Below are 18207 nucleotides of genomic sequence, written 5' to 3' on the forward strand. Positions count from 1 at the left end.
GCAATGATCAAAGTAGACCTACTACAAAATGGTAAAGTGATTGCAACGCAAGAAGTAAGCGAAGCAAGCGGTTGGAAATATGCATTTACAGACTTAGCGGCATATGATGCCGAAGGTAAGGCATATAAGTATGAAGTGAAAGAACAACCGGTAAATGGATATGAATCCGAAGTACATGGTTATGACATCACGAATACAAAAATCAAAGACGAAACAGGTGTAGATCCAAAAGATCCAAACACAAATAACGATTCAAAAGTTCCACCTACTGAAGAAAATGATAAGCCGACATCAATGCTTCCTAATACAGGAGGAACATCAGCGGAAATGATTTCAATCGTTGCAGGTATGATATTATTCGTTTTAGGTGGAATTCTATTCACTCGACAACGAATAAAATAATAAAAAAGCTTTAGATTATTGATTACACTGTAATCTGAGTAGCAGACAAATTAAAAAATTACTATTGATATTACTCCCTTTAGGTAGATATTCAAAAAAACTTCACGATAAAGTGAAGGGAAGAATGCAACCTGAAGGGGGCTTTTCTATGGCGAAATTAGAAATAGTATTTTGTAAAGCTATGTTCTTGAATGGTTGAGCAGTAGCTCCTGTCCAGCGAAAGTTAATACACCTGCAAGAATCGTTTTTTTTAATAATAGAAATGCCTTCTTATCAAGTATAATCATTATTGTTATATTTAGTTATTGTTATATTTAGTATTATACATGATAATTCCTTAAAATAAATATGCTTTTATGCATATTTATTTTTTTTAACAAAAAAAGCCACAACTTTGGAGTGAGTGGCTTTGGTGATAATTAAGCAGCTTTCTGCCCTGTTTGTACCGCCGGTTTTTGCAGAACATCATAAACACCAGTGCCAATTACATCTAAAGCCATTTTCATACGTTCAGGTGAGATGTTTTCTAGAACGTTATCTTGCGGCGTATGGTATACCTTTTCAATATGATAGATGAGTGGATCCCAACTATCTACTCCCATCCAGATGAATAGAGCGGCAGGGATGCCAGCGTAAGCAAATGGCACATGGTCACTAGAACCAAACTTTCCTTGCAGAACAAGATCATTATTTAACTGTTTCCCAGCATTTAATGCTGCGTCTGTTACAAGATTCGTAGAACCATCTGGCGTCATTGCATATAAATTTTTTGCTTTATCATAGTTTGTAGCAACCATATCAGCATTAAAAACGCCTAGAATACGATCGCGTTCTTTTTGAGATAAGTTGTCAACGTAGTGCTCTGAACCAAGCAACCCCATTTCCTCTGAACCAAGCAACCCCATTTCCTCTGAACCGAAAGCAATAAATCGGATTTCTTTGTCAGTTTCTACATTTTGAAATGCGCGAGCTAGTTCTAATACTAACCCTGTTCCAGAAGCATTATCATTTGCTCCTGGTGCTCCAGCAACGCTGTCATAATGTGAACTTACAATAACAGCTTTTTCATTTCCAGTGCTCTTTTTCGGTTTCTTTTTCGCGATAACATTTAGAGATTGTAAGTTTGATTCATGTCGTGCTTTTAAAGAAAGGATTGTACTTCCCTTTTTTGCTAATTCTTCTTTGAAGGCATTACCTTGTGCATAAGCAAGACCAAATACAGGGATGGACTGTTTTTTCGTTAATCTTGGATTGAAAGTTTGGCCATAGTTGCCGCGGCCGCCAATTAGGCTATATAAGAGAGCGCCTTTTGCACCTTTTGCAACGGCATTTTCTACTTGTTTGTTGTAGTCTGCTACTGTTGCACCTCTTTCAAATAAGACAATTTTTCCGTTTACTTCATTTGGAATTTCCTCTAATTTGGTCCCATTCGGCACAAAAATAAGAGGAGCGGTGACAGCCTCAGTAGAAATTAAAGCATTTGGGGCGGCGCCTGCTTGCCAATTTTTTGAACGTGATAAAGGGGGATCAATAAATCCTACATATTGATCGGGTACAGCAAATGGCTGATATTCTACTTCATATCCCATTGACTGTAATTTCATCCCAACATAGCGAGAAGCCCATTTTTCTGATTGTGTTCCACCAGGGCGCGGGCCAATTGTTTCTGATAAAAAACGGACGTGTTCGATTGCACGGTTAGCATTAACTTGCTCTGCAATAGGTGGAGTTTTGATCGTTTCTGGCGGGGAATCAGCTTTTGCTTGTCCAATTGGAGCTAAGCTGACAGCGAGTGTTGCAGCAAGCAAAGAGCTTACTATTTTTTGTTTCAATGTTCTCTTCATATATTCCTCTCCTATTCTTCTATTCTATCTGACTGACAAAAGAAGACGGATAACGACTCTATTCTATCTCCTGTTTTTTGTATTTTCAATTAATTCAAGTTGAGAAATAAAAGTAGAATCATTTCATATGCATATATGCATATTTTTAGAGGGGATGTATGTGCTATTATTTTAGACAAAGGTTCGCTTTCTTGTTTTGAAAGCCCCTAAATTGCATGTCTAGTGTACCCAAGCTTTAGAATATGTAGAGAAAAAGAAATCCATGGTGAGATTTCTTTTTCTCATGCTTGAACCTTTTGAACATGATAATTGTCATGTTTCCACATTTCATGATAATTATCATTAGATGTAAGGCATTCATATGAAAAGAAGAGAAATCAGTGTGATTTCTCTTTTTTTTGTATAGAAAAAGGAATGCCACTTGCATTCCTTTTATCCCTTACAGTTCAGTTAAAATAATCGGCTCACCGCGTGTTACGACGACTGTATGTTCACATTGTGCAACAAGGCTTTTATCTGGTGTTACAAATGTCCAACCGTCATCGCCGCGTTCAATAATATGGTCAGCCTTCATAGAAATGAAAGGTTCTACAGCGATAACAAGACCATCTTTAAGAAGTGCATTATCCATTGGATCGTAGTAGCTTAGAATGTGATTTGGTGCTTCGTGTAAGCTAAGACCGATGCCATGCCCTGTTAAGTTTTGGATAACGGCATAGCCATTTTTATGAGCAAAGTTAGAAACTGCACGACCGATTTGGTTTTGTTTCGAACCAGCTTTTACTTTTTTCATTGCTGCCCAAAATGCATCTACTGCTGCTTGGCAAAGTTTTTCTTTTTCTTCATCTTGCCCAAGAACAAAAGAGATACCTGTATCTGCATAATAACCGTCAAGTGCCGCAGATACATCAACATTTACTAAGTCGCCTTCTTTTAATACCTGATCTTTTGGAATACCGTGTGCAACTTCTTCATTTACACTAATACAAGTTACACCTGGGAAATCATATTCTTTTTCAGGTGCAGAAATAGCACCGTGCTCATCTAATACTTTTTTACCGATCAAATCAAGCTCTTTCGTTGTCATACCTGGCTTTGCTTGTTTTTTCATCTCTTCGCGTGCAAGCGCAACAACGCGGCCGATTTTTCGTAAACCTTCTAAATCCTTCTCATTACGGATGATCATAAAAAAAACCACTGTCCTTCCTCGAATATATATCTTACACGATTGTATCATGTTTATTTTTGTCCTGCTACTGGCGTACGGTTAGTATACTTTTTAAGGAGCCTTGATGGGTTTCATAGGAACTTCATGACAATTGTCATATTCATATCATGACGTATTTTACTGTTTTCCAGCTCTTCCAATTTATACAATGTAAATATAAGGAACAGTGGAGGTGGCAAGATGGAAAAGATTATTGAAGTAAATGGTGTTTCAAAAACATTTAAACATAAAAAGGCTGTAAATAACGTTTCATTTCATGTAGAGAAGGGGCAGATTGTTGCACTTCTTGGGCCAAACGGTGCAGGGAAAACAACAACAATCTCAATGATGCTTGGATTAAAGGATCCATCAGAAGGAAGTGTTTCTATATTTGGAAAGAGTCCCAAGCAGCGAGCAGTTCGTAATCGCCTCGGTGCAATGCTACAAGAGGTGAGTGTTATCGATAGTATATCAGTGGAGGAAGCAATTGATCTATTTCGCAGCTATTATACGAATCCAGTTGCAAAAGAAACATTACTTCAGTTATCAAATTTAGAATCGGAAAAAAGGCAGCGTTGTGAAAAATTATCAGGTGGTCAAAAAAGAAGATTAAACTTTGCACTCGCACTTGCTGGAAACCCAGATTTATTATTTTTAGATGAACCGACTGTAGGAATGGACATTACATCTAGAAAGGCTTTCTGGGAAACGATTCGAAAGCTAGCGAGTGAAGGGAAAACGATTATTTTGACAACGCATTATTTAGAAGAAGCAGATGCGTTAGCAGATCGAATTTTACTATTTGCAAACGGAGAAATCATTGCTGATGGAACTCCAGAGGAAATGAAAGCAACGATTTCTCGAAAAACCATTTCATTTTACACAAAAGAAAAAATTCCAACAGACTTGCTGAAGGGGTTACCGCATGTTACAGCAGTACAGTTTCATGAACCGCGTGTTATTCTCACAACAGATGATACGGATGCTACGTTGCAAGCAATTTATAAAGAGAATTTACCTGTTACAGATATCTCAGTTGAACGAGGAAGTCTTGATGAAGCGTTTGAACAGTTTGTCGCAAATCAGAAGGAGGGAATTGTATGAAAGCCTTATGGATGCAATGTAAAATAGAAATCTTACGTACGTTTCGCAATAAATTATTTATCTTTTTCTCATTATTAATGCCAGTTCTGTTTTATTACATTTTTACAAATGTCATTCAAGTACCGCAGAACGGAGATGCTTGGAAAGCGCACTATTTAATTTCGATGGCTACTTTCAGTATTGTAGGAACAGCACTTTTTAGCTTTGGTGTGAGACTTTCTCAAGAAAAAGGGCAGGGATGGACACATCTTTTAAAAATTACACCACTTCCAGAGGGAGCATATTTAACAGCTAAAATTATTTCTCAAACAGTGGTAAATGCTTTTTCAATACTTGTGATCTTTATTGCAGGTATGCTAATCAATAACGTGGAATTAACGATCGGGCAATGGATTGGTGCTGGATTATGGCTATTAATAGGTGTGACGCCGTTTTTAGCACTTGGAACGATTGTAGGTTCAATTAAGAAAGCAGATGCAGCTTCTGGTCTCGCAAACATTTTAAATATGAGTTTAGCAGTACTAGGCGGTTTATGGATGCCGATTGAAGTGTTTCCGAAAGTGCTAAGAACAATTGGAGAGTGGACACCAACATATCACTTCGGAAGCGGGGCATGGGATATTGTAGCGGGGAAATCTATAGGCTGGGAGAATATCGCGATTTTAGGAGGTTATTTCCTTATATTTGTTGTAATATCAATATATATAAGAAAAAGACAGGAAGCGGTATAAATGATAGAGAAGAAGTTTGAGATTTTTCCGAAACATATGGGATTCTTCCCGTATATATGGCTTGTATATTTAGCGTTTCCAATCTACACATTACTACAAGAAACTGGTTGGAAACTATTGTTAGGAAGCGGTATGCTAGTAATCTTTGTTTTGGCATACCGACAACTTTATTTTGTGCAAAAGACATTTATGATGTGGGCATGTATACAAATGATCATCGCATTTGTGTTAGGTTTTTTTTATAATCCATATCTTATTTATTTAGGCTTTTTTACTGCAAATGCAATAGCATTTGCACCTACAAAGAAATCATTCCGAATACTATTTTCTTTATTAGTACTAACCGTTATCACATTCATATTTGTATACAGAAATGATTTTTCGTTGACATCTTTTTTAGGTGCTGTACCAATGTTTATTATGATGCTTCTGATGCCTTTTGCTATGCGTAGTTTTAATCAAAAAAAGGTGTTAAGGAACCAGTTAAGTGAAGCAAACGAACAAATTAAAGATCTAGTAAAACGTGAAGAACGTCAGCGAATCGCCAGAGACCTTCACGATACTTTAGGACATACGTTATCCCTCATTACTTTAAAAAGCCAGCTTGTTGAGAAGCTGATTGTAAAAAATCCAGAGCGTGCAAGTATAGAAGCGAAGGAGATTACGCAAACATCGCGCACAGCCTTAAAGCAATTGCGTGAATTGATTTCCGATATGCGGATGATTACTGTGGAAGAAGAGCTTGAGCAAATAAAGGCTATCCTGCAAGCTGCTAATATTTCACTAGAGGTAAAGCAGAAAGCAAGTTCTGGTGCATTATCACCACTTGAGCAAAATATTTTAGGGATGTGTTTACGAGAAGCAGTAACGAATGTTGTAAAGCATAGTAAGGCGACGGAAAGTATGGTTTCCTTATTTGAAACGCAAGGAGAACTGATTTTGCAGGTGAAAGATAATGGAGTGGGATTACAAGCACAAAGTCATGATGGGAATGGCATTTTAGGTATGAAAGAACGGCTTGCACTTATTGATGGAGCACTTGAACTAGATGAAACGCATCCTGGGACGATGTTAACGGTGAAGGTTCCAATTGTAATTAGAACAGGAAAAGATGAGGTGAGAGCATGATTAGAATCATCATTGCTGAGGATCAACGAATGCTTAGGGGAGCGCTCGGAGCTCTGCTTGATTTAGAAGACGACATTGAAGTGGTAGGGCAGGCGGAGAATGGTGAAGAAGCTTTAAAATTAATTGAAAAGTTGCAGCCAGATATAAGTATTATGGATATTGAAATGCCGATTCAAAGTGGTTTAGATGTTGCAGAGGAATTGCAAAAGAAAAAATTACTATGCAAAGTAATGATTTTAACAACATTCGCACGTCCAGGTTATTTTGAAAGAGCAATGAAAGCAGGAGTTCATGGATATTTATTAAAGGATAGCCCAAGTGAAGATTTAGCGGCAGCGATTCGCAATGTGATGCAAGGGAAACGAGAGATTTCCCCTGAATTAATGTTTGGACTATGGCAAGAGCAAAATCCGTTATCAGATCGTGAGAAAGAAGTACTTTTGTTAGCGAAAGAAGGAAAAACAGCAAATGAAATTGCCAAGACACTGTATCTTTCATCTGGTACTGTACGGAATTATATTTCAGATGTGTTAACAAAATTAAATGCGAAAAACCGAATTGAAGCAATTGCGATTGCGGAAGAAAAGGGCTGGATATGAAAAAAGATGTTTACCGGTTATAGTGGTAAACATCTTTTTATTCTTTTTTTTGAACCTCTATCACTAAAATGTAAAGTCTAGGACATAATATAGATTTTACTTCATTTTTCGACAAAAAATTTGTTATAGTAAGATTAGGTTGCTGTTCTAGATTTTGGACAACTTTACCACTAATTGTCTTAATTACCCCATGTTTATCTACTTGAGCAATGATGTCTTGGTCATATATTTTGTTATTTTTATATGTTTGGGAAAGACGTACTTCGGCTTGATTTTCTTTTGCCTTTTTGTTTGTAGGTTGAAAATCAACATTTTTTCAGTGGTAACTTGTTTTTGTTACGCGTGAACCTCTTGTACTTCAACTTTTAAGTGTTTTTAGCAATATTCCCCACTGTGACGTTTTGTGGTTCAGTTTATGTACTAATTATGAAACTAGGTTGAGCAACTTCAACGTTCGCTTCACTTTTATCAATTTCTGGGGCACGAGAATTGCTTCCATTGATAAAGGATAGAGTAGACCAAAAACAAGGAATACACTAGCAACTTTTCTATCATTCATCTCTAACACTACGAGTATTGTATTTGTATAAGATGATTTACAAGAAAAGTTTGCTAAATGATACATATTATGCAATGTTTCATTTCAAAAATTGTCGAAAACCAGTATTGTAGTGGTATGACAACTTCGGAAGTTAGATTTCTGTAATGGGATGGTGAACAATTATGCACGCAGCAAAGCTGGGAGCGGAAATAAAGAAAATTAGAATGTTAAGAGGTTTAACACAAAAACAGTTATCTGATAATATATGTCATCAATCAGAAGTGAGCAGAATTGAAGCAGGTTCAGTATATCCAAGTATGGATATACTCCAAGGAATTGCAGCAAAGCTGAGAGTTCCCATCATTCATTTTTATGAAGTGCTCATTTATTCTGATATTGAAAGAAAGAAACAGTTTAAAGATCATATTATAGTACTTTGCAAACAAAAGAAGTATAAAGAAATTTATAATAAAACCTGGGAGGAGCTCAAAAAAGATGAGTATCATCCAGAATTTCAACAATTTCTTCAATGGCAGTATTATTTAGCAGCATATATGTTAAAAAAGATAAGTTATGAATATTGTATTTTAGAACTAAAAAAATTACTCAATCAAGAATTAGCAGGAATTGATGTATTTCAAAATTTATATATGGAAAATGCTATAGCAAACATTTATGCAGAAAATGGATATTTCAAAAAAAGTATTGAGTTGTTTGAAGGTATTTTAAAACAATTGGAATCTCTACATAGCAATGAAGAATTTGCTGTGAAGGTTAGATATAACCATTCAAAAGCACTGTATTTAGATGAGCGGTATGAAGAGGCGCTTCACCAGGTTATAAAGGCAATTAAAATCTCTTGCCGTATTAATAACATGTCATTTATTGGACAATTGCAATATCAAAAAGGTGAATGTCTTGAAAGGTTAGGAAATGCAAAGGAAGACATTCAGGAAGCTTATGAAAAAGCGCTGTTCTTCTTTGATTTATTAGAACTGCATGAGTATAAAGATACACTTTTAAAAAAATTAAAGTAATGCTTTTCTTGGTAAGAGGCTTATTAATAGGGATAAAAACGAGTGTTTTATAAAAGTAGATAGAATTAAGGTATGGATATTAATGGATATGCATAATTGCATATAGAATGGATAAATTTTCATGATATATTGAAAGAAAAACATGCAGGTGATGGAATATGAAAAAGCTACTTATCGGTAGTATGTTGACGTTAGCGATGGTATGGGGTATTTCTTTTGGAGATAAATTAGTAGAGGAAAGTCATACAATAACTCATAATGATCAAGAAGTACAGTTAGCTTGTGATTTGCCATTTGAATACTAAGATGAAAATAAAGAACCCAGGGTATGGGTTCTTTATTTTTTATTAAGTAAATGTTTGTGTTAAGGAGCCGCTTCTGTAATAAATTAATAAGCTTGCTAACTAAAAAACGTGAATATGGTCACAATTTTGCTTATATAAAAATGACCATTGTTCATGCGTTTCAACGCCCTTAGCAAAATACTATATTTTAATAATATCACCCCGAAGAGAATGGCATCATGAAAAAACGTTACAATTACCATTGTAACGCTGCACCGCTTATTCGTCTCACTCCTCTTATAGAAGCGAGTTCATCTATTAATTGAAAAAGTGCTAAATCTTTTTGTTTACTTTCAATCATGATATCGAAATCTTGATTCACTGCCTTGGCAACGTGTAAAAAAGGTTTTATAAATGCAGCATCAATATAGTCAGCGTGAGCTCTAAATTCCTTTTCTGACCTTGATGAAGAAATATGGACTTTAGGAACTGTATGTGTATGATTCCACGTTTCGAAAATAGCTGGTAGTAGTTCCTCTAACGGTTCATCACAAAGATTTGCCATGTGATGATGATAATCAAATACAAAAGGGATTCTTTCTTGCTTACAAACGGCTAATGTTTCAGAAGCTGTATATGTTTTATCATCATTTTCAAGTGTCATTTGCTGCTTGATATGGAAAGGGAGCTTTTTTAAGTTTTCATGAAAGCGTAGTAAAGTTTTCTCTTTGTTACCGTATGCACCTCCAATATGGATATTAATGTAGGAAGAGTCTGCTAATCCCATTGCATCTAATACGTTATAGTGATATGTCATATCTAAAACCGCATTATCTGTAATATGAGGTTTTTCACTTGTAAATAATGTGAACTGATTTGGATGAAAGCTGACTCGTAAGTTATGCTCTCGAATTAATTCCTCCATCTTACGCCAAAAGGGTGTAAATATATAGATATAATTAAAATCAACTTCAGGATGGGTTGCGAGTGGGACGATAGAAGATGATAATCGATATAATGGAATTTCATGTGCGATATTGTAATGCAGGATACGTAATGTATGCATAAGGTTTTGCGTTGTAATATTATATAATTTTTCTTCTCGTTCCTGTTTACCAAGCTTTTTCCACGTTGTAAATGTCATTGTCTTAGCAGGGGAACAGTCCCACAAAGCGACTGCATGTGAGACATACCCAAAGCGCATAATCATCTGCCCTACCCCCGTTATTTATTATTTAATTATAAAAGTTTCATTTCATAAGAAAAATGCTAGTAACGTCCCAATCCATTCTTTACTTTTATCAACAAGGGAGAGGGAGGAAACCTCTTTCCATGTAAGCAATGTAGATCCCTCTATATCTTTGCTAATGTGCACCTTAATTTCTTGTATAAAAGCCCGATCATATAGGAGACAATTTATTTCATGATTGATGTATATACTTCTCATATCAAAATTAGCTGTTCCGATATCACAAATATGATTATCTACCATAATAATTTTCGCGTGAAAAAATCCTTGTTGAAATTCATAAATATGACACCCTGCCCTCATCAATTTCCGGCAGTATGGTAATTTAGCTTCGCGAACGAGTGGGTGATCTGCTTTTTTAGGAACGAGAATCGTAATGCGAACACCTCGTTTTTTTGCTTGTAATAATGCATTCATTACTATTTTTCCCGGAATGAAATAGGGTGTCCCAATATATAATTCCTCTTTTGCACTTTCAATAAGTGATACAAATGTTTCCTGTAAATAGGCACCGTCTGTTGGGATAAAGCGGTGTAGCATAGGACCTGGCATCTGTTTAGGAAAAAATGATGCTTCTTCTAATAAATCTTCATTTGTATCATCGCGCCAATCGTGCAAAAATTGTTTTTGTAAATCTTGTACGCCTTCGCCAGTCAGGCGTAAATGATAATCACGCCAAAGGCCCAATTCAGGATCATGCCCTAAATATTCTTCTCCAATGTTGAAACCTCCAATATAACCAATTTTCCCATCGATAATCGTAATTTTTCTATGATTTCTTTGGTTTGCAGAAAAAAAGAGAAAAGGGATCTTGATTTTATGACAATATGAAAAAGATACACCATGTTGCCTGAGTGAGCGAATGGCTTCATCTGATAAATGATGGCTTCCTATACGATCGAGAAGGAGACGTACTTCTATACCTTGTTTGGCTTTTTCAGTGAGAAGCTGTAAAAAGGTTTGACTAATTTCATCATTTTTGACAATGAAAAATAAAATATGTATATGATGCTTTGCCCCCTTTATATCCAGAAATAAATCATTGTATAAATTTGTTCCCCATGTATACAATTTAAAATTGCTACGTCGTAAGGGAAAAGGGCGGGACTTTATTTTTTTTAAATGATGTTTTCTTCCAAGTAAAAAGTCGAGTGAGACCCATATGACTAAGCATATTAGTAAGAGAGATAAAAAGACCATTATCAAATTACCTCCTGAGAATTCATTCTTATAGTTTCACCTAAATAAACAGCTTTATGAAAAAATGTTGTGTTGTATAACAAAAAACTGTTGACTGAATGCTCACTCATTATATAATGGGGATAGGGGATATAATTCAGAAAATTATTTATTTTCGAAGATTCTAAAAGAAAGAGGGCTTACAAAGAGAGGGGTATCATAAAAATGAATAGTTTACTGATCATTAATTGGCTGGCTGCCATTGCTGTTATTGCTTATGCTGGATATTTGTTTGTATATTTGATACGAACAAGGATGGCCTACATACAATTAGGAAAAAAAGTAGAATTTGATCGCCGCTTTAAAGAGAGGTGGGATATTCTTAAGGTTAACGTTTTCGGTCAAAAAAAATTGCTGAAAGATAAAAAAAGCGGTATCATGCACGTTATGTTTTTTTACGGATTTATTCTTGTCCAATTTGGAGCAATTGACTTCGTTTGGAAAGGATTAGCACCAGGATCACATCTTCCACTTGGACCACTATACCCTGCATTTACATACTTCCAGGAAATTATCACACTTATGATTTTAATCGCAGTTTTTTGGGCTTTTCATAGAAGATACGTTGAAAAACTTGTTCGTTTAAAACGTAATTTTAAATCAGGCCTTGTTCTTATTTTTATCGGAGGCTTAATGCTTTCTGTACTACTTGGTAACGGAATGGGCATTATATGGCACGGCGAAGAGCTTTCGTGGAGCGAACCAATCGCTTCTGGAATCGCTTACGTTTTCTCAGGAATAAATGAAACCGCAGCCATTTCTGTGTTCTATTTCTCTTGGTGGATGCATCTACTTATTTTGTTAACGTTTTTAGTTTATGTACCACAATCAAAACACGCACATTTAATTGCCGGACCTGTTAATGTATTCTTTACTCGCCTTTCTAATCCAGGGAAACTTGAAAAAATTGATTTTGAAGATGAGACACAAGAAACATTCGGCGTTGGGAAAATTGAGGATTTCAAACAGACGCAGCTTATTGATTTATACGCTTGTGTAGAGTGCGGGCGCTGTACAAATATGTGCCCGGCAACAGGAACGGGCAAAATGTTGTCACCAATGGATTTAATTTTAAAACTTCGCGATCACTTAACGGATAAGGGGGCAGCGGTAACATCACGGGCTCCATGGGTTCCGGCGGCTGCGTTTAACAATACACAAGGAAATCAGTTAGCGATGATGGCAGCGGGGCAAGGGCAACAAGAATCGGCTGCTACAGCACTTGCTTATGATCCAAGTTTAATCGGAGACGTCATTACAGAAGAAGAGATTTGGGCATGCACAACGTGCCGTAATTGTGAAGATCAATGCCCAGTTATGAATGAACACGTTGACAAAGTTATTGATTTACGCCGTTATCTCGTTTTAACAGAAGGAAAAATGGATCCAGAAGCGCAGCGTGCGATGACAAATATTGAGCGCCAAGGGAATCCGTGGGGGCTGAACCGTAAAGAGCGTGAAACGTGGCGCCAAGGCGATGATGAAGTAACCGTTCCAACTGTGAAAGAGAAAACAAAGGCTGGCGAAGAGTTCGAATATTTATTCTGGGTAGGCTCCATGGGATCTTATGATAACCGCAGTCAGAAAATTGCGATATCATTTGCGAAGCTGATGAATAAAGCGGGCATTTCCTTTGCGATTCTTGGTAATAAAGAAAAGAACTCGGGAGATACGCCACGACGCCTTGGAAACGAATTTGTATTCCAAGAGATGGCCACAAAGAACATTGAAGAATTTGAAAAAGCAGGCGTGAAGAAAATCGTTACGATTGATCCGCATGCCTATAACACATTTAAAAATGAGTATCCAGACTTTGGCCTACAAGCAGAAGTCTATCACCATACAGAATTATTAGCACAGTGGGTGAAAGAAGGACGATTAGAGCCGGTTCACCGTATTGAAGAGACGATTACGTATCATGACTCCTGTTATTTAGGAAGATACAACGAAGTATATGAAGCACCGCGCAGTATTTTAAAAGCAATTCCAGGTGTGAAAGTTGTTGAAATGGAGCGTAATCGTGAAACAGGCATGTGCTGCGGCGCAGGCGGCGGACTTATGTGGATGGAAGAAACAACAGGTTCGCGCATTAACGTTGCACGTACAGAACAAGCACTTGCTGTGAAACCGTCAATCATTGGTACGGGATGCCCGTACTGCCTAACGATGATTAGTGACGGTACGAAAGCAAAAGAAGTAGAAGAGCAAGTTCAGACACTTGATGTAACAGAGATTTTAGAACGCTCTGTAATTGGGTCTAAAAAAGAAGTTATGTAATACGTAAGAATCCATACAACTTTAGAAAGAGGTGCAAGATTTGCACCTCTTCTCAGCGTAGGAGTATCGAGCGGGCGCTCAGCGCCGAAAAAAGAAATGGGGGAAATAAACGTGGTAAGAACAGTTATTTTAAGTGCTGCAAGAACACCGGTTGGAAAGTTTGGGGGATCTTTAAAGGATGTAAAAGCAACGGAACTTGGAGGAATTGCGATTAAAGCTGCGCTTGAGCGAGCGGATGTTGCTGCAAATGATGTTGAAGAAGTTATATTCGGAGCGGTGATTCAAGGAGGACAGGGGCAAATTCCTTCGCGCCAAGCGGCGAGAGAAGCTGGACTTCCTTGGGAAACTCGTACAGAAACAGTGAATAAAGTTTGTGCATCTGGTCTTCGTGCTGTAACAATGGCTGATCAAATTATTCGTACTGGAGATCAAACGCTTATTGTAGCAGGCGGAATGGAATCGATGAGCAATAGTCCTTATATTTTACAAGGTGCACGATGGGGATACCGGATGGGACATAATCAAGTTGCCGATCTAAATGTAGTAGATGGCTTAACGTGTTCATTTTCTGGCGTACATATGGGTGTGTATGGCGGAGAAGTCGCGAAGGAGGACGGAATCTCTCGCGAAGTGCAAGATGAATGGGCATATCGCAGTCATCAGCGTGCAGTTTCTGCGCAGAAGGAAGGTCGATTTGAAGAGGAAATCGTACCAGTATCTGTACCGCAGCGAAAAGGTGAGCCGATTGTTGTTACAAAAGATGAAGCGCCGCGCGAAGATACAACAGTTGAAAAGCTAGCAAAGCTAAAGTCTGTATTTGATAAAACAGCGGCAGTAACGGCTGGAAATGCACCAGGGTTAAATGATGGCGGCGCGGCGCTTGTATTAATGAGCGAGGACAGAGCGCAGCAAGAAGGAAGAAAACCGTTAGCGACAATTTTAGCACATACAGCAATTGCGGTAGAAGCGAAAGATTTCCCAAGAACACCAGGGTATGCGATTAATGAGCTTTTGAAGAAAACAGGTAAGACAGTGGATGAGATTGACTTATTTGAGATTAACGAAGCCTTTGCAGCAGTTGCAATTGCGAGTGCAAATATTGCAGGAATTGATCCGGAAAAAATTAACGTAAACGGTGGCGCGGTTGCGATGGGACATCCAATTGGAGCAAGCGGAGCACGGATTATTGTAACGCTTATTCATGCACTGAAGCAGCGCGGCGGCGGCGTTGGAATTGCATCGATTTGCAGCGGCGGTGGTCAAGGCGACGCGATTATGATTGAAGTTCATTAATAAAAAGGGGGAGAAAAAATGAGTGTGCAAAAAATTGTTGTAATCGGTGCGGGGCAAATGGGTTCAGGTATTGCACAAGTATGTGCGATGGCAGGATATGACGTATATATGCAGGATTTGAAACAAGAGCAATTAGATCGGGGATTATCCATTATTACAAAAAACTTAGCACGCCAAGTAGAAAAAGGACGCATGGATGAAGAGTCAAAGGAAGCAACTTTAAATCGTCTTACAGCGACGCTTGAATTAAATTGTGTAAAAGAAGCAGATCTTGTTATTGAGGCAGCCGTTGAGAAAATGGATATTAAAAAGAAAATTTTCGCGAATTTAGATGAAATTGCACCAGAACATGCGATTTTGGCGACAAATACATCGTCTTTACCAATTACAGAAATTGCAGCGGTAACGAAAAGACCAGAGAAAGTAATTGGGATGCACTTTATGAATCCAGTTCCGGTTATGAAGCTTGTTGAAATCATTCGGGGTCTTGCAACAGATGATGCAGTATACGAAACAATCGAAGACATTACAAAGAAAATCGGAAAAGTACCAGTTGAAGTAAATGATTTCCCTGGATTTGTTTCCAACCGTATTTTATTACCGATGATTAATGAAGCGATTTATACGCTATATGAAGGCGTCGCAACAAAAGAAGCAATTGATGAAGTGATGAAGCTCGGTATGAATCATCCAATGGGGCCGTTAACATTAGCAGATTTTATTGGTCTAGATACGTGTTTGTACATTATGGAGGTTCTGCATGAAGGACTAGGAGATAGTAAGTATCGCCCATGTCCGTTATTACGTAAATATGTAAATGCTGGTTGGTTAGGTCGAAAAACAGGTCGTGGTTTCTACGTATACGAATAGAAAGCAAGGGTAGGTCTCCCTCTTTTGTACAAAGTAGTGGTCTTACCAGGTGGTTGAAAAAAGATATATCGCAAATGGGGGCGGGGCATATGAATTTTCGTTTTACAGAAGAGCAGCAGATGATGAGGAAAATGGTTCGAGATTTTGCACAAAAGGAAATCGCTCCCTTTGTTCCAGAGATGGAACAAGGGGTGTTTCCTAGAGAGATTTTGAAGAAAATGGGTGAACTTGGACTTATGGGGATTCCAGCACCAGCGAAATATGGCGGTGCGGAAATGGATTTCATTTCTTACATTTTAGCTATTGAGGAATTATCAAAGGTGAGCGCGACAATTGGTGTTATTTTGGCGGTACACACATCGGTTGGAACAAACCCAATTTTATATTTTGGAACAGAAGAACAAAAGCAAAAATATGTTTCTAAACTAGCGACGGGTGAATATTTAGGTGCATTTGCTTTAACTGAGCCAAATGCGGGATCAGATGCAGGTAGCTTAAAATCAAGAGCCGTAAAGCAAGGTGATTACTATGTCATTAACGGTTCGAAAGTATTTATTACAAACGGTGGCGAGGCAGATACATATATCGTGTTTGCTTCTACGAATCCAGATGCAGGGAAGAGCGGAATTTCTGCGTTTATTGTAGAGAAAGATACACAAGGCTTAATCGTTGGAAAAGACGAACATAAGATGGGACTGCTTGGTTCTCGTACAGTGCAATTAACATTTGAAGATATGAAAGTACCAGTAGAAAACCTGCTTGGTGAAGAAGGACAAGGTTTTAAAGTAGCGATGGCGAATTTAGATGTTGGTCGCATTGGTATTGGAGCACAGGCACTTGGCATCGCCGAGGCAGCGCTAGCATGTGCAGTGGATTATGCGAAGGAGCGTCAGCAATTTGGAAAGCCAATTGCCGCGCAGCAAGGACTGGGCTTTAAACTGGCGGATATGGCTACGAGCGTAGAAGCTGCGAGGTTACTTGTATATAGAGCGGCATCGCTTAGGGCACAGGGACTTCCTTGCGGGAAGGAAGCATCTATCGCAAAGCTGTTTGCTTCGAAAACAGCGGTGGATGTCGCAATTGAAGCGGTACAAGTATTTGGCGGTTACGGCTATACGAAAGATTATCCAGTTGAGCGATTTTTCCGTGATGCAAAAATTTGTGAGATTTATGAAGGAACGAGTGAAATACAGCGGCTTGTTATTAGCCGAGCATTATAAAGAGAAGAGAGAGTGAGGGGAAGGAACATGGATTTTAAATTATCAGAAGAGCATGAAATGATACGAAAAATGGTTCGAGATTTTGCGAGAAATGAAGTGGCGCCGACAGCAGCGGAGCGAGATGAAGAAGAACGATTTGACCGCGCTTTATTTGACCAAATGGCGGACCTTGGTTTAACAGGAATTCCATGGCCTGAAGAATACGGCGGGATTGGAAGCGATTACTTAGCGTATGTGATTGCTGTAGAAGAGTTATCCCGTGTTTGCGCTTCGACAGGTGTCACGTTATCTGCTCATACTTCGCTTGCTGGTTGGCCCATTTTTAAATTTGGAACAGAGGAACAAAAACAAAAGTTTTTACGCCCGATGGCGGAAGGGAAGAAAATTGGTGCATACGGTTTAACAGAGCCAGGTTCTGGTTCAGATGCAGGCGGAATGAGAACGACAGCGAAGCGAGATGGCGATCACTACATTTTAAATGGTTCTAAGATTTTTATTACAAATGGCGGCATTGCTGATATTTATGTTGTCTTTGCATTGACTGATCCAGAATCAAAGCAGCGCGGCACAAGTGCATTCATTGTAGAAAGCGATGCGCTAGGATTTTCAGTTGGTAAGAAAGAGAGCAAGCTTGGGATCCGCTCTTCACCAACAACAGAAATCATGTTTGAAGACTGCCGTATTCCTGCTGAAAATTTACTTGGCGAAGAAGGACAAGGGTTCAAAATTGCAATGCAGACGCTAGACGGTGGTCGTAACGGTATTGCGGCGCAAGCTGTTGGTATTGCGCAAGGAGCTTTAGATGCTTCTGTGGAGTATGCAAGAGAACGGCATCAGTTTGGAAAGCCAATTGCTGCGCAGCAAGGAATTGGTTTTAAATTAGCAGATATGGCGACAAGTGTAGAGGCAGCACGCCTATTAACATACCAAGCTGCTTGGCTAGAATCAGAAGGACTTCCGTACGGAAAAGAATCAGCGATGTCGAAGGTGTTTGCTGGGGATACAGCGATGAAAGTAACGACGGAAGCAGTACAAGTATTTGGTGGTTACGGTTATACGAAAGATTACCCGGTAGAACGGTTCATGCGTGATGCAAAGATTACGCAAATTTATGAGGGAACACAAGAGATTCAAAGGCTTGTAATTTCTCGCATGTTAACGAAATAAGAGAAAAAGCGTAGG

The 18207-nt window shown here is 38.3% G+C and carries 16 protein-coding genes and 1 pseudogene; 12 read left to right on the top strand and 5 right to left on the bottom strand.

Features of this window, described 5'->3' with window-relative positions; genetic code table 11:
• Nucleotides 1-402, top strand: a 402-nt coding sequence (locus JDS96_RS22440) for a Cna B-type domain-containing protein (protein WP_242479967.1), incomplete at its 5' end; no start/stop codon positions are given.
• Between the two features lie 419 nt (nt 403-821).
• On the opposite strand, the gene JDS96_RS22445 is transcribed toward JDS96_RS22440, so the two are convergent.
• Nucleotides 822-2246 (bottom strand): M28 family metallopeptidase, encoded by a 1425-nt coding sequence (locus JDS96_RS22445; RefSeq protein WP_199668061.1) that lies wholly within the window; start codon nt 2244-2246, stop codon nt 822-824.
• 439 nt (nt 2247-2685) lie between these two features.
• Nucleotides 2686-3483, bottom strand: a complete 798-nt coding sequence (map, locus tag JDS96_RS22450; protein ID WP_026008493.1) for a type I methionyl aminopeptidase — start codon at nt 3481-3483, stop codon at nt 2686-2688.
• Between the two features lie 171 nt (nt 3484-3654).
• Here map and JDS96_RS22455 point away from each other — a divergent pair, with 171 nt between their 5' ends.
• Genes JDS96_RS22455 through JDS96_RS22470 form a run of 4 tightly spaced genes read left to right on the top strand, consistent with a single transcriptional unit; the run spans nt 3655 to nt 7015 of the window.
• A complete protein-coding gene (locus JDS96_RS22455) occupies nt 3655-4557 on the top strand; it encodes an ABC transporter ATP-binding protein (RefSeq protein ID WP_006096684.1) in 903 nt (300 codons plus the stop codon).
• Nucleotides 4554-5288 carry an ABC transporter permease gene (locus tag JDS96_RS22460; protein ID WP_018764904.1) on the top strand — a complete coding sequence of 245 codons (735 nt, stop codon included), beginning with the start codon at nt 4554-4556 and terminating at the stop codon, nt 5286-5288. The genes JDS96_RS22455 and JDS96_RS22460 overlap by 4 nt, the downstream gene beginning before the upstream one ends.
• Nucleotides 5289-6416, top strand: coding sequence for a sensor histidine kinase (locus JDS96_RS22465; RefSeq protein WP_199668062.1), 1128 nt, complete (start codon nt 5289-5291; stop codon nt 6414-6416). It abuts the gene before it with no gap.
• On the top strand, nt 6413-7015 hold the full coding sequence (locus JDS96_RS22470; protein WP_033799264.1) for a response regulator transcription factor: 603 nt from the start codon (nt 6413-6415) through the stop codon (nt 7013-7015). Before JDS96_RS22465 ends, JDS96_RS22470 begins: the two co-directional genes overlap by 4 nt.
• A gap of 85 nt (nt 7016-7100) precedes the next feature.
• Here JDS96_RS22470 and JDS96_RS32350 read toward each other — a convergent pair.
• Nucleotides 7101-7574: pseudogene (locus JDS96_RS32350) on the bottom strand (M4 family metallopeptidase); the annotation flags it as partial.
• Nucleotides 7575-7738: 164 nt separating this feature from the next.
• On the opposite strand from JDS96_RS32350, the gene JDS96_RS22480 reads away from it, so the two are divergent.
• Both JDS96_RS22480 and JDS96_RS22485 read left to right on the top strand, forming a co-directional pair.
• Nucleotides 7739-8593, top strand: coding sequence for a helix-turn-helix domain-containing protein (locus tag JDS96_RS22480; protein ID WP_199668063.1), 855 nt, complete (start codon nt 7739-7741; stop codon nt 8591-8593).
• Nucleotides 8594-8751: 158 nt separating this feature from the next.
• Complete coding sequence (locus JDS96_RS22485; RefSeq protein ID WP_199668064.1) at nt 8752-8898, top strand: quorum-sensing peptide PapR; 147 nt, start codon at nt 8752-8754, stop codon at nt 8896-8898.
• A gap of 235 nt (nt 8899-9133) precedes the next feature.
• Here the strand turns inward: JDS96_RS22485 and uvsE are convergent, their stop codons facing one another.
• Together uvsE and cls are read right to left on the bottom strand one after the other, a co-directional pair.
• Complete coding sequence (gene uvsE, locus JDS96_RS22490) at nt 9134-10087, bottom strand: UV DNA damage repair endonuclease UvsE (RefSeq protein WP_199668065.1); 954 nt, start codon at nt 10085-10087, stop codon at nt 9134-9136.
• Nucleotides 10088-10132: 45 nt separating this feature from the next.
• Nucleotides 10133-11326 (bottom strand): cardiolipin synthase, encoded by a 1194-nt coding sequence (gene cls / locus JDS96_RS22495; protein WP_199668066.1) that lies wholly within the window; start codon nt 11324-11326, stop codon nt 10133-10135.
• Nucleotides 11327-11530: 204 nt separating this feature from the next.
• Between cls and JDS96_RS22500 the strand changes: the two genes are divergently transcribed.
• The 5 genes from JDS96_RS22500 to acdA all read left to right on the top strand — a co-directional run bounded on the left by JDS96_RS22500 (nt 11531) and on the right by acdA (nt 18192).
• Nucleotides 11531-13642, top strand: coding sequence for a (Fe-S)-binding protein (locus JDS96_RS22500; RefSeq protein ID WP_199668067.1), 2112 nt, complete (start codon nt 11531-11533; stop codon nt 13640-13642).
• A 9-nt stretch (nt 13643-13651) separates the two neighbouring features.
• On the top strand, nt 13652-14935 hold the full coding sequence (locus JDS96_RS22505) for an acetyl-CoA C-acetyltransferase (RefSeq protein ID WP_199668069.1): 1284 nt from the start codon (nt 13652-13654) through the stop codon (nt 14933-14935).
• An 18-nt stretch (nt 14936-14953) separates the two neighbouring features.
• Nucleotides 14954-15805, top strand: a complete 852-nt coding sequence (locus tag JDS96_RS22510) for a 3-hydroxybutyryl-CoA dehydrogenase (RefSeq protein WP_006096674.1) — start codon at nt 14954-14956, stop codon at nt 15803-15805.
• An 89-nt stretch (nt 15806-15894) separates the two neighbouring features.
• The gene (locus JDS96_RS22515; protein WP_033796586.1) at nt 15895-17025 is read left to right on the top strand and encodes an acyl-CoA dehydrogenase; all 1131 of its coding nucleotides are present in this window, start codon (nt 15895-15897) and stop codon (nt 17023-17025) included.
• 27 nt (nt 17026-17052) lie between these two features.
• Entirely contained in the window at nt 17053-18192 is a 1140-nt protein-coding gene (acdA, locus tag JDS96_RS22520) for an acyl-CoA dehydrogenase AcdA (RefSeq protein WP_003202333.1), read from the top strand.
• Nucleotides 18193-18207 lie beyond the last annotated feature (15 nt).

This window comes from Bacillus cereus group sp. N21, assembly GCF_016483395.1.
GTDB classification, from domain to species: Bacteria; Bacillota; Bacilli; order Bacillales; family Bacillaceae_G; genus Bacillus_A; species Bacillus_A pseudomycoides.

Excerpts from the sequence above, each read along its gene's own strand:
- JDS96_RS22445 (WP_199668061.1), bottom strand. The coding sequence starts at position 2,246 with ATGAAGAGAACATTGAAACAAAAAATAGTAAGCTCTTTGCTTGCTGCA.
- map (WP_026008493.1), bottom strand. The coding sequence starts at position 3,483 with ATGATACAATCGTGTAAGATATATATTCGAGGAAGGACAGTGGTTTTT.
- JDS96_RS22455 (WP_006096684.1), top strand. The coding sequence starts at position 3,655 with ATGGAAAAGATTATTGAAGTAAATGGTGTTTCAAAAACATTTAAACAT.
- JDS96_RS22460 (WP_018764904.1), top strand. The coding sequence starts at position 4,554 with ATGAAAGCCTTATGGATGCAATGTAAAATAGAAATCTTACGTACGTTT.
- JDS96_RS22465 (WP_199668062.1), top strand. The coding sequence starts at position 5,289 with ATGATAGAGAAGAAGTTTGAGATTTTTCCGAAACATATGGGATTCTTC.
- JDS96_RS22470 (WP_033799264.1), top strand. The coding sequence starts at position 6,413 with ATGATTAGAATCATCATTGCTGAGGATCAACGAATGCTTAGGGGAGCG.
- JDS96_RS22480 (WP_199668063.1), top strand. The coding sequence starts at position 7,739 with ATGCACGCAGCAAAGCTGGGAGCGGAAATAAAGAAAATTAGAATGTTA.
- JDS96_RS22485 (WP_199668064.1), top strand. The coding sequence starts at position 8,752 with ATGAAAAAGCTACTTATCGGTAGTATGTTGACGTTAGCGATGGTATGG.
- uvsE (WP_199668065.1), bottom strand. The coding sequence starts at position 10,087 with ATGATTATGCGCTTTGGGTATGTCTCACATGCAGTCGCTTTGTGGGAC.
- cls (WP_199668066.1), bottom strand. The coding sequence starts at position 11,326 with ATGGTCTTTTTATCTCTCTTACTAATATGCTTAGTCATATGGGTCTCA.
- JDS96_RS22500 (WP_199668067.1), top strand. The coding sequence starts at position 11,531 with ATGAATAGTTTACTGATCATTAATTGGCTGGCTGCCATTGCTGTTATT.
- JDS96_RS22510 (WP_006096674.1), top strand. The coding sequence starts at position 14,954 with ATGAGTGTGCAAAAAATTGTTGTAATCGGTGCGGGGCAAATGGGTTCA.
- JDS96_RS22515 (WP_033796586.1), top strand. The coding sequence starts at position 15,895 with ATGAATTTTCGTTTTACAGAAGAGCAGCAGATGATGAGGAAAATGGTT.
- acdA (WP_003202333.1), top strand. The coding sequence starts at position 17,053 with ATGGATTTTAAATTATCAGAAGAGCATGAAATGATACGAAAAATGGTT.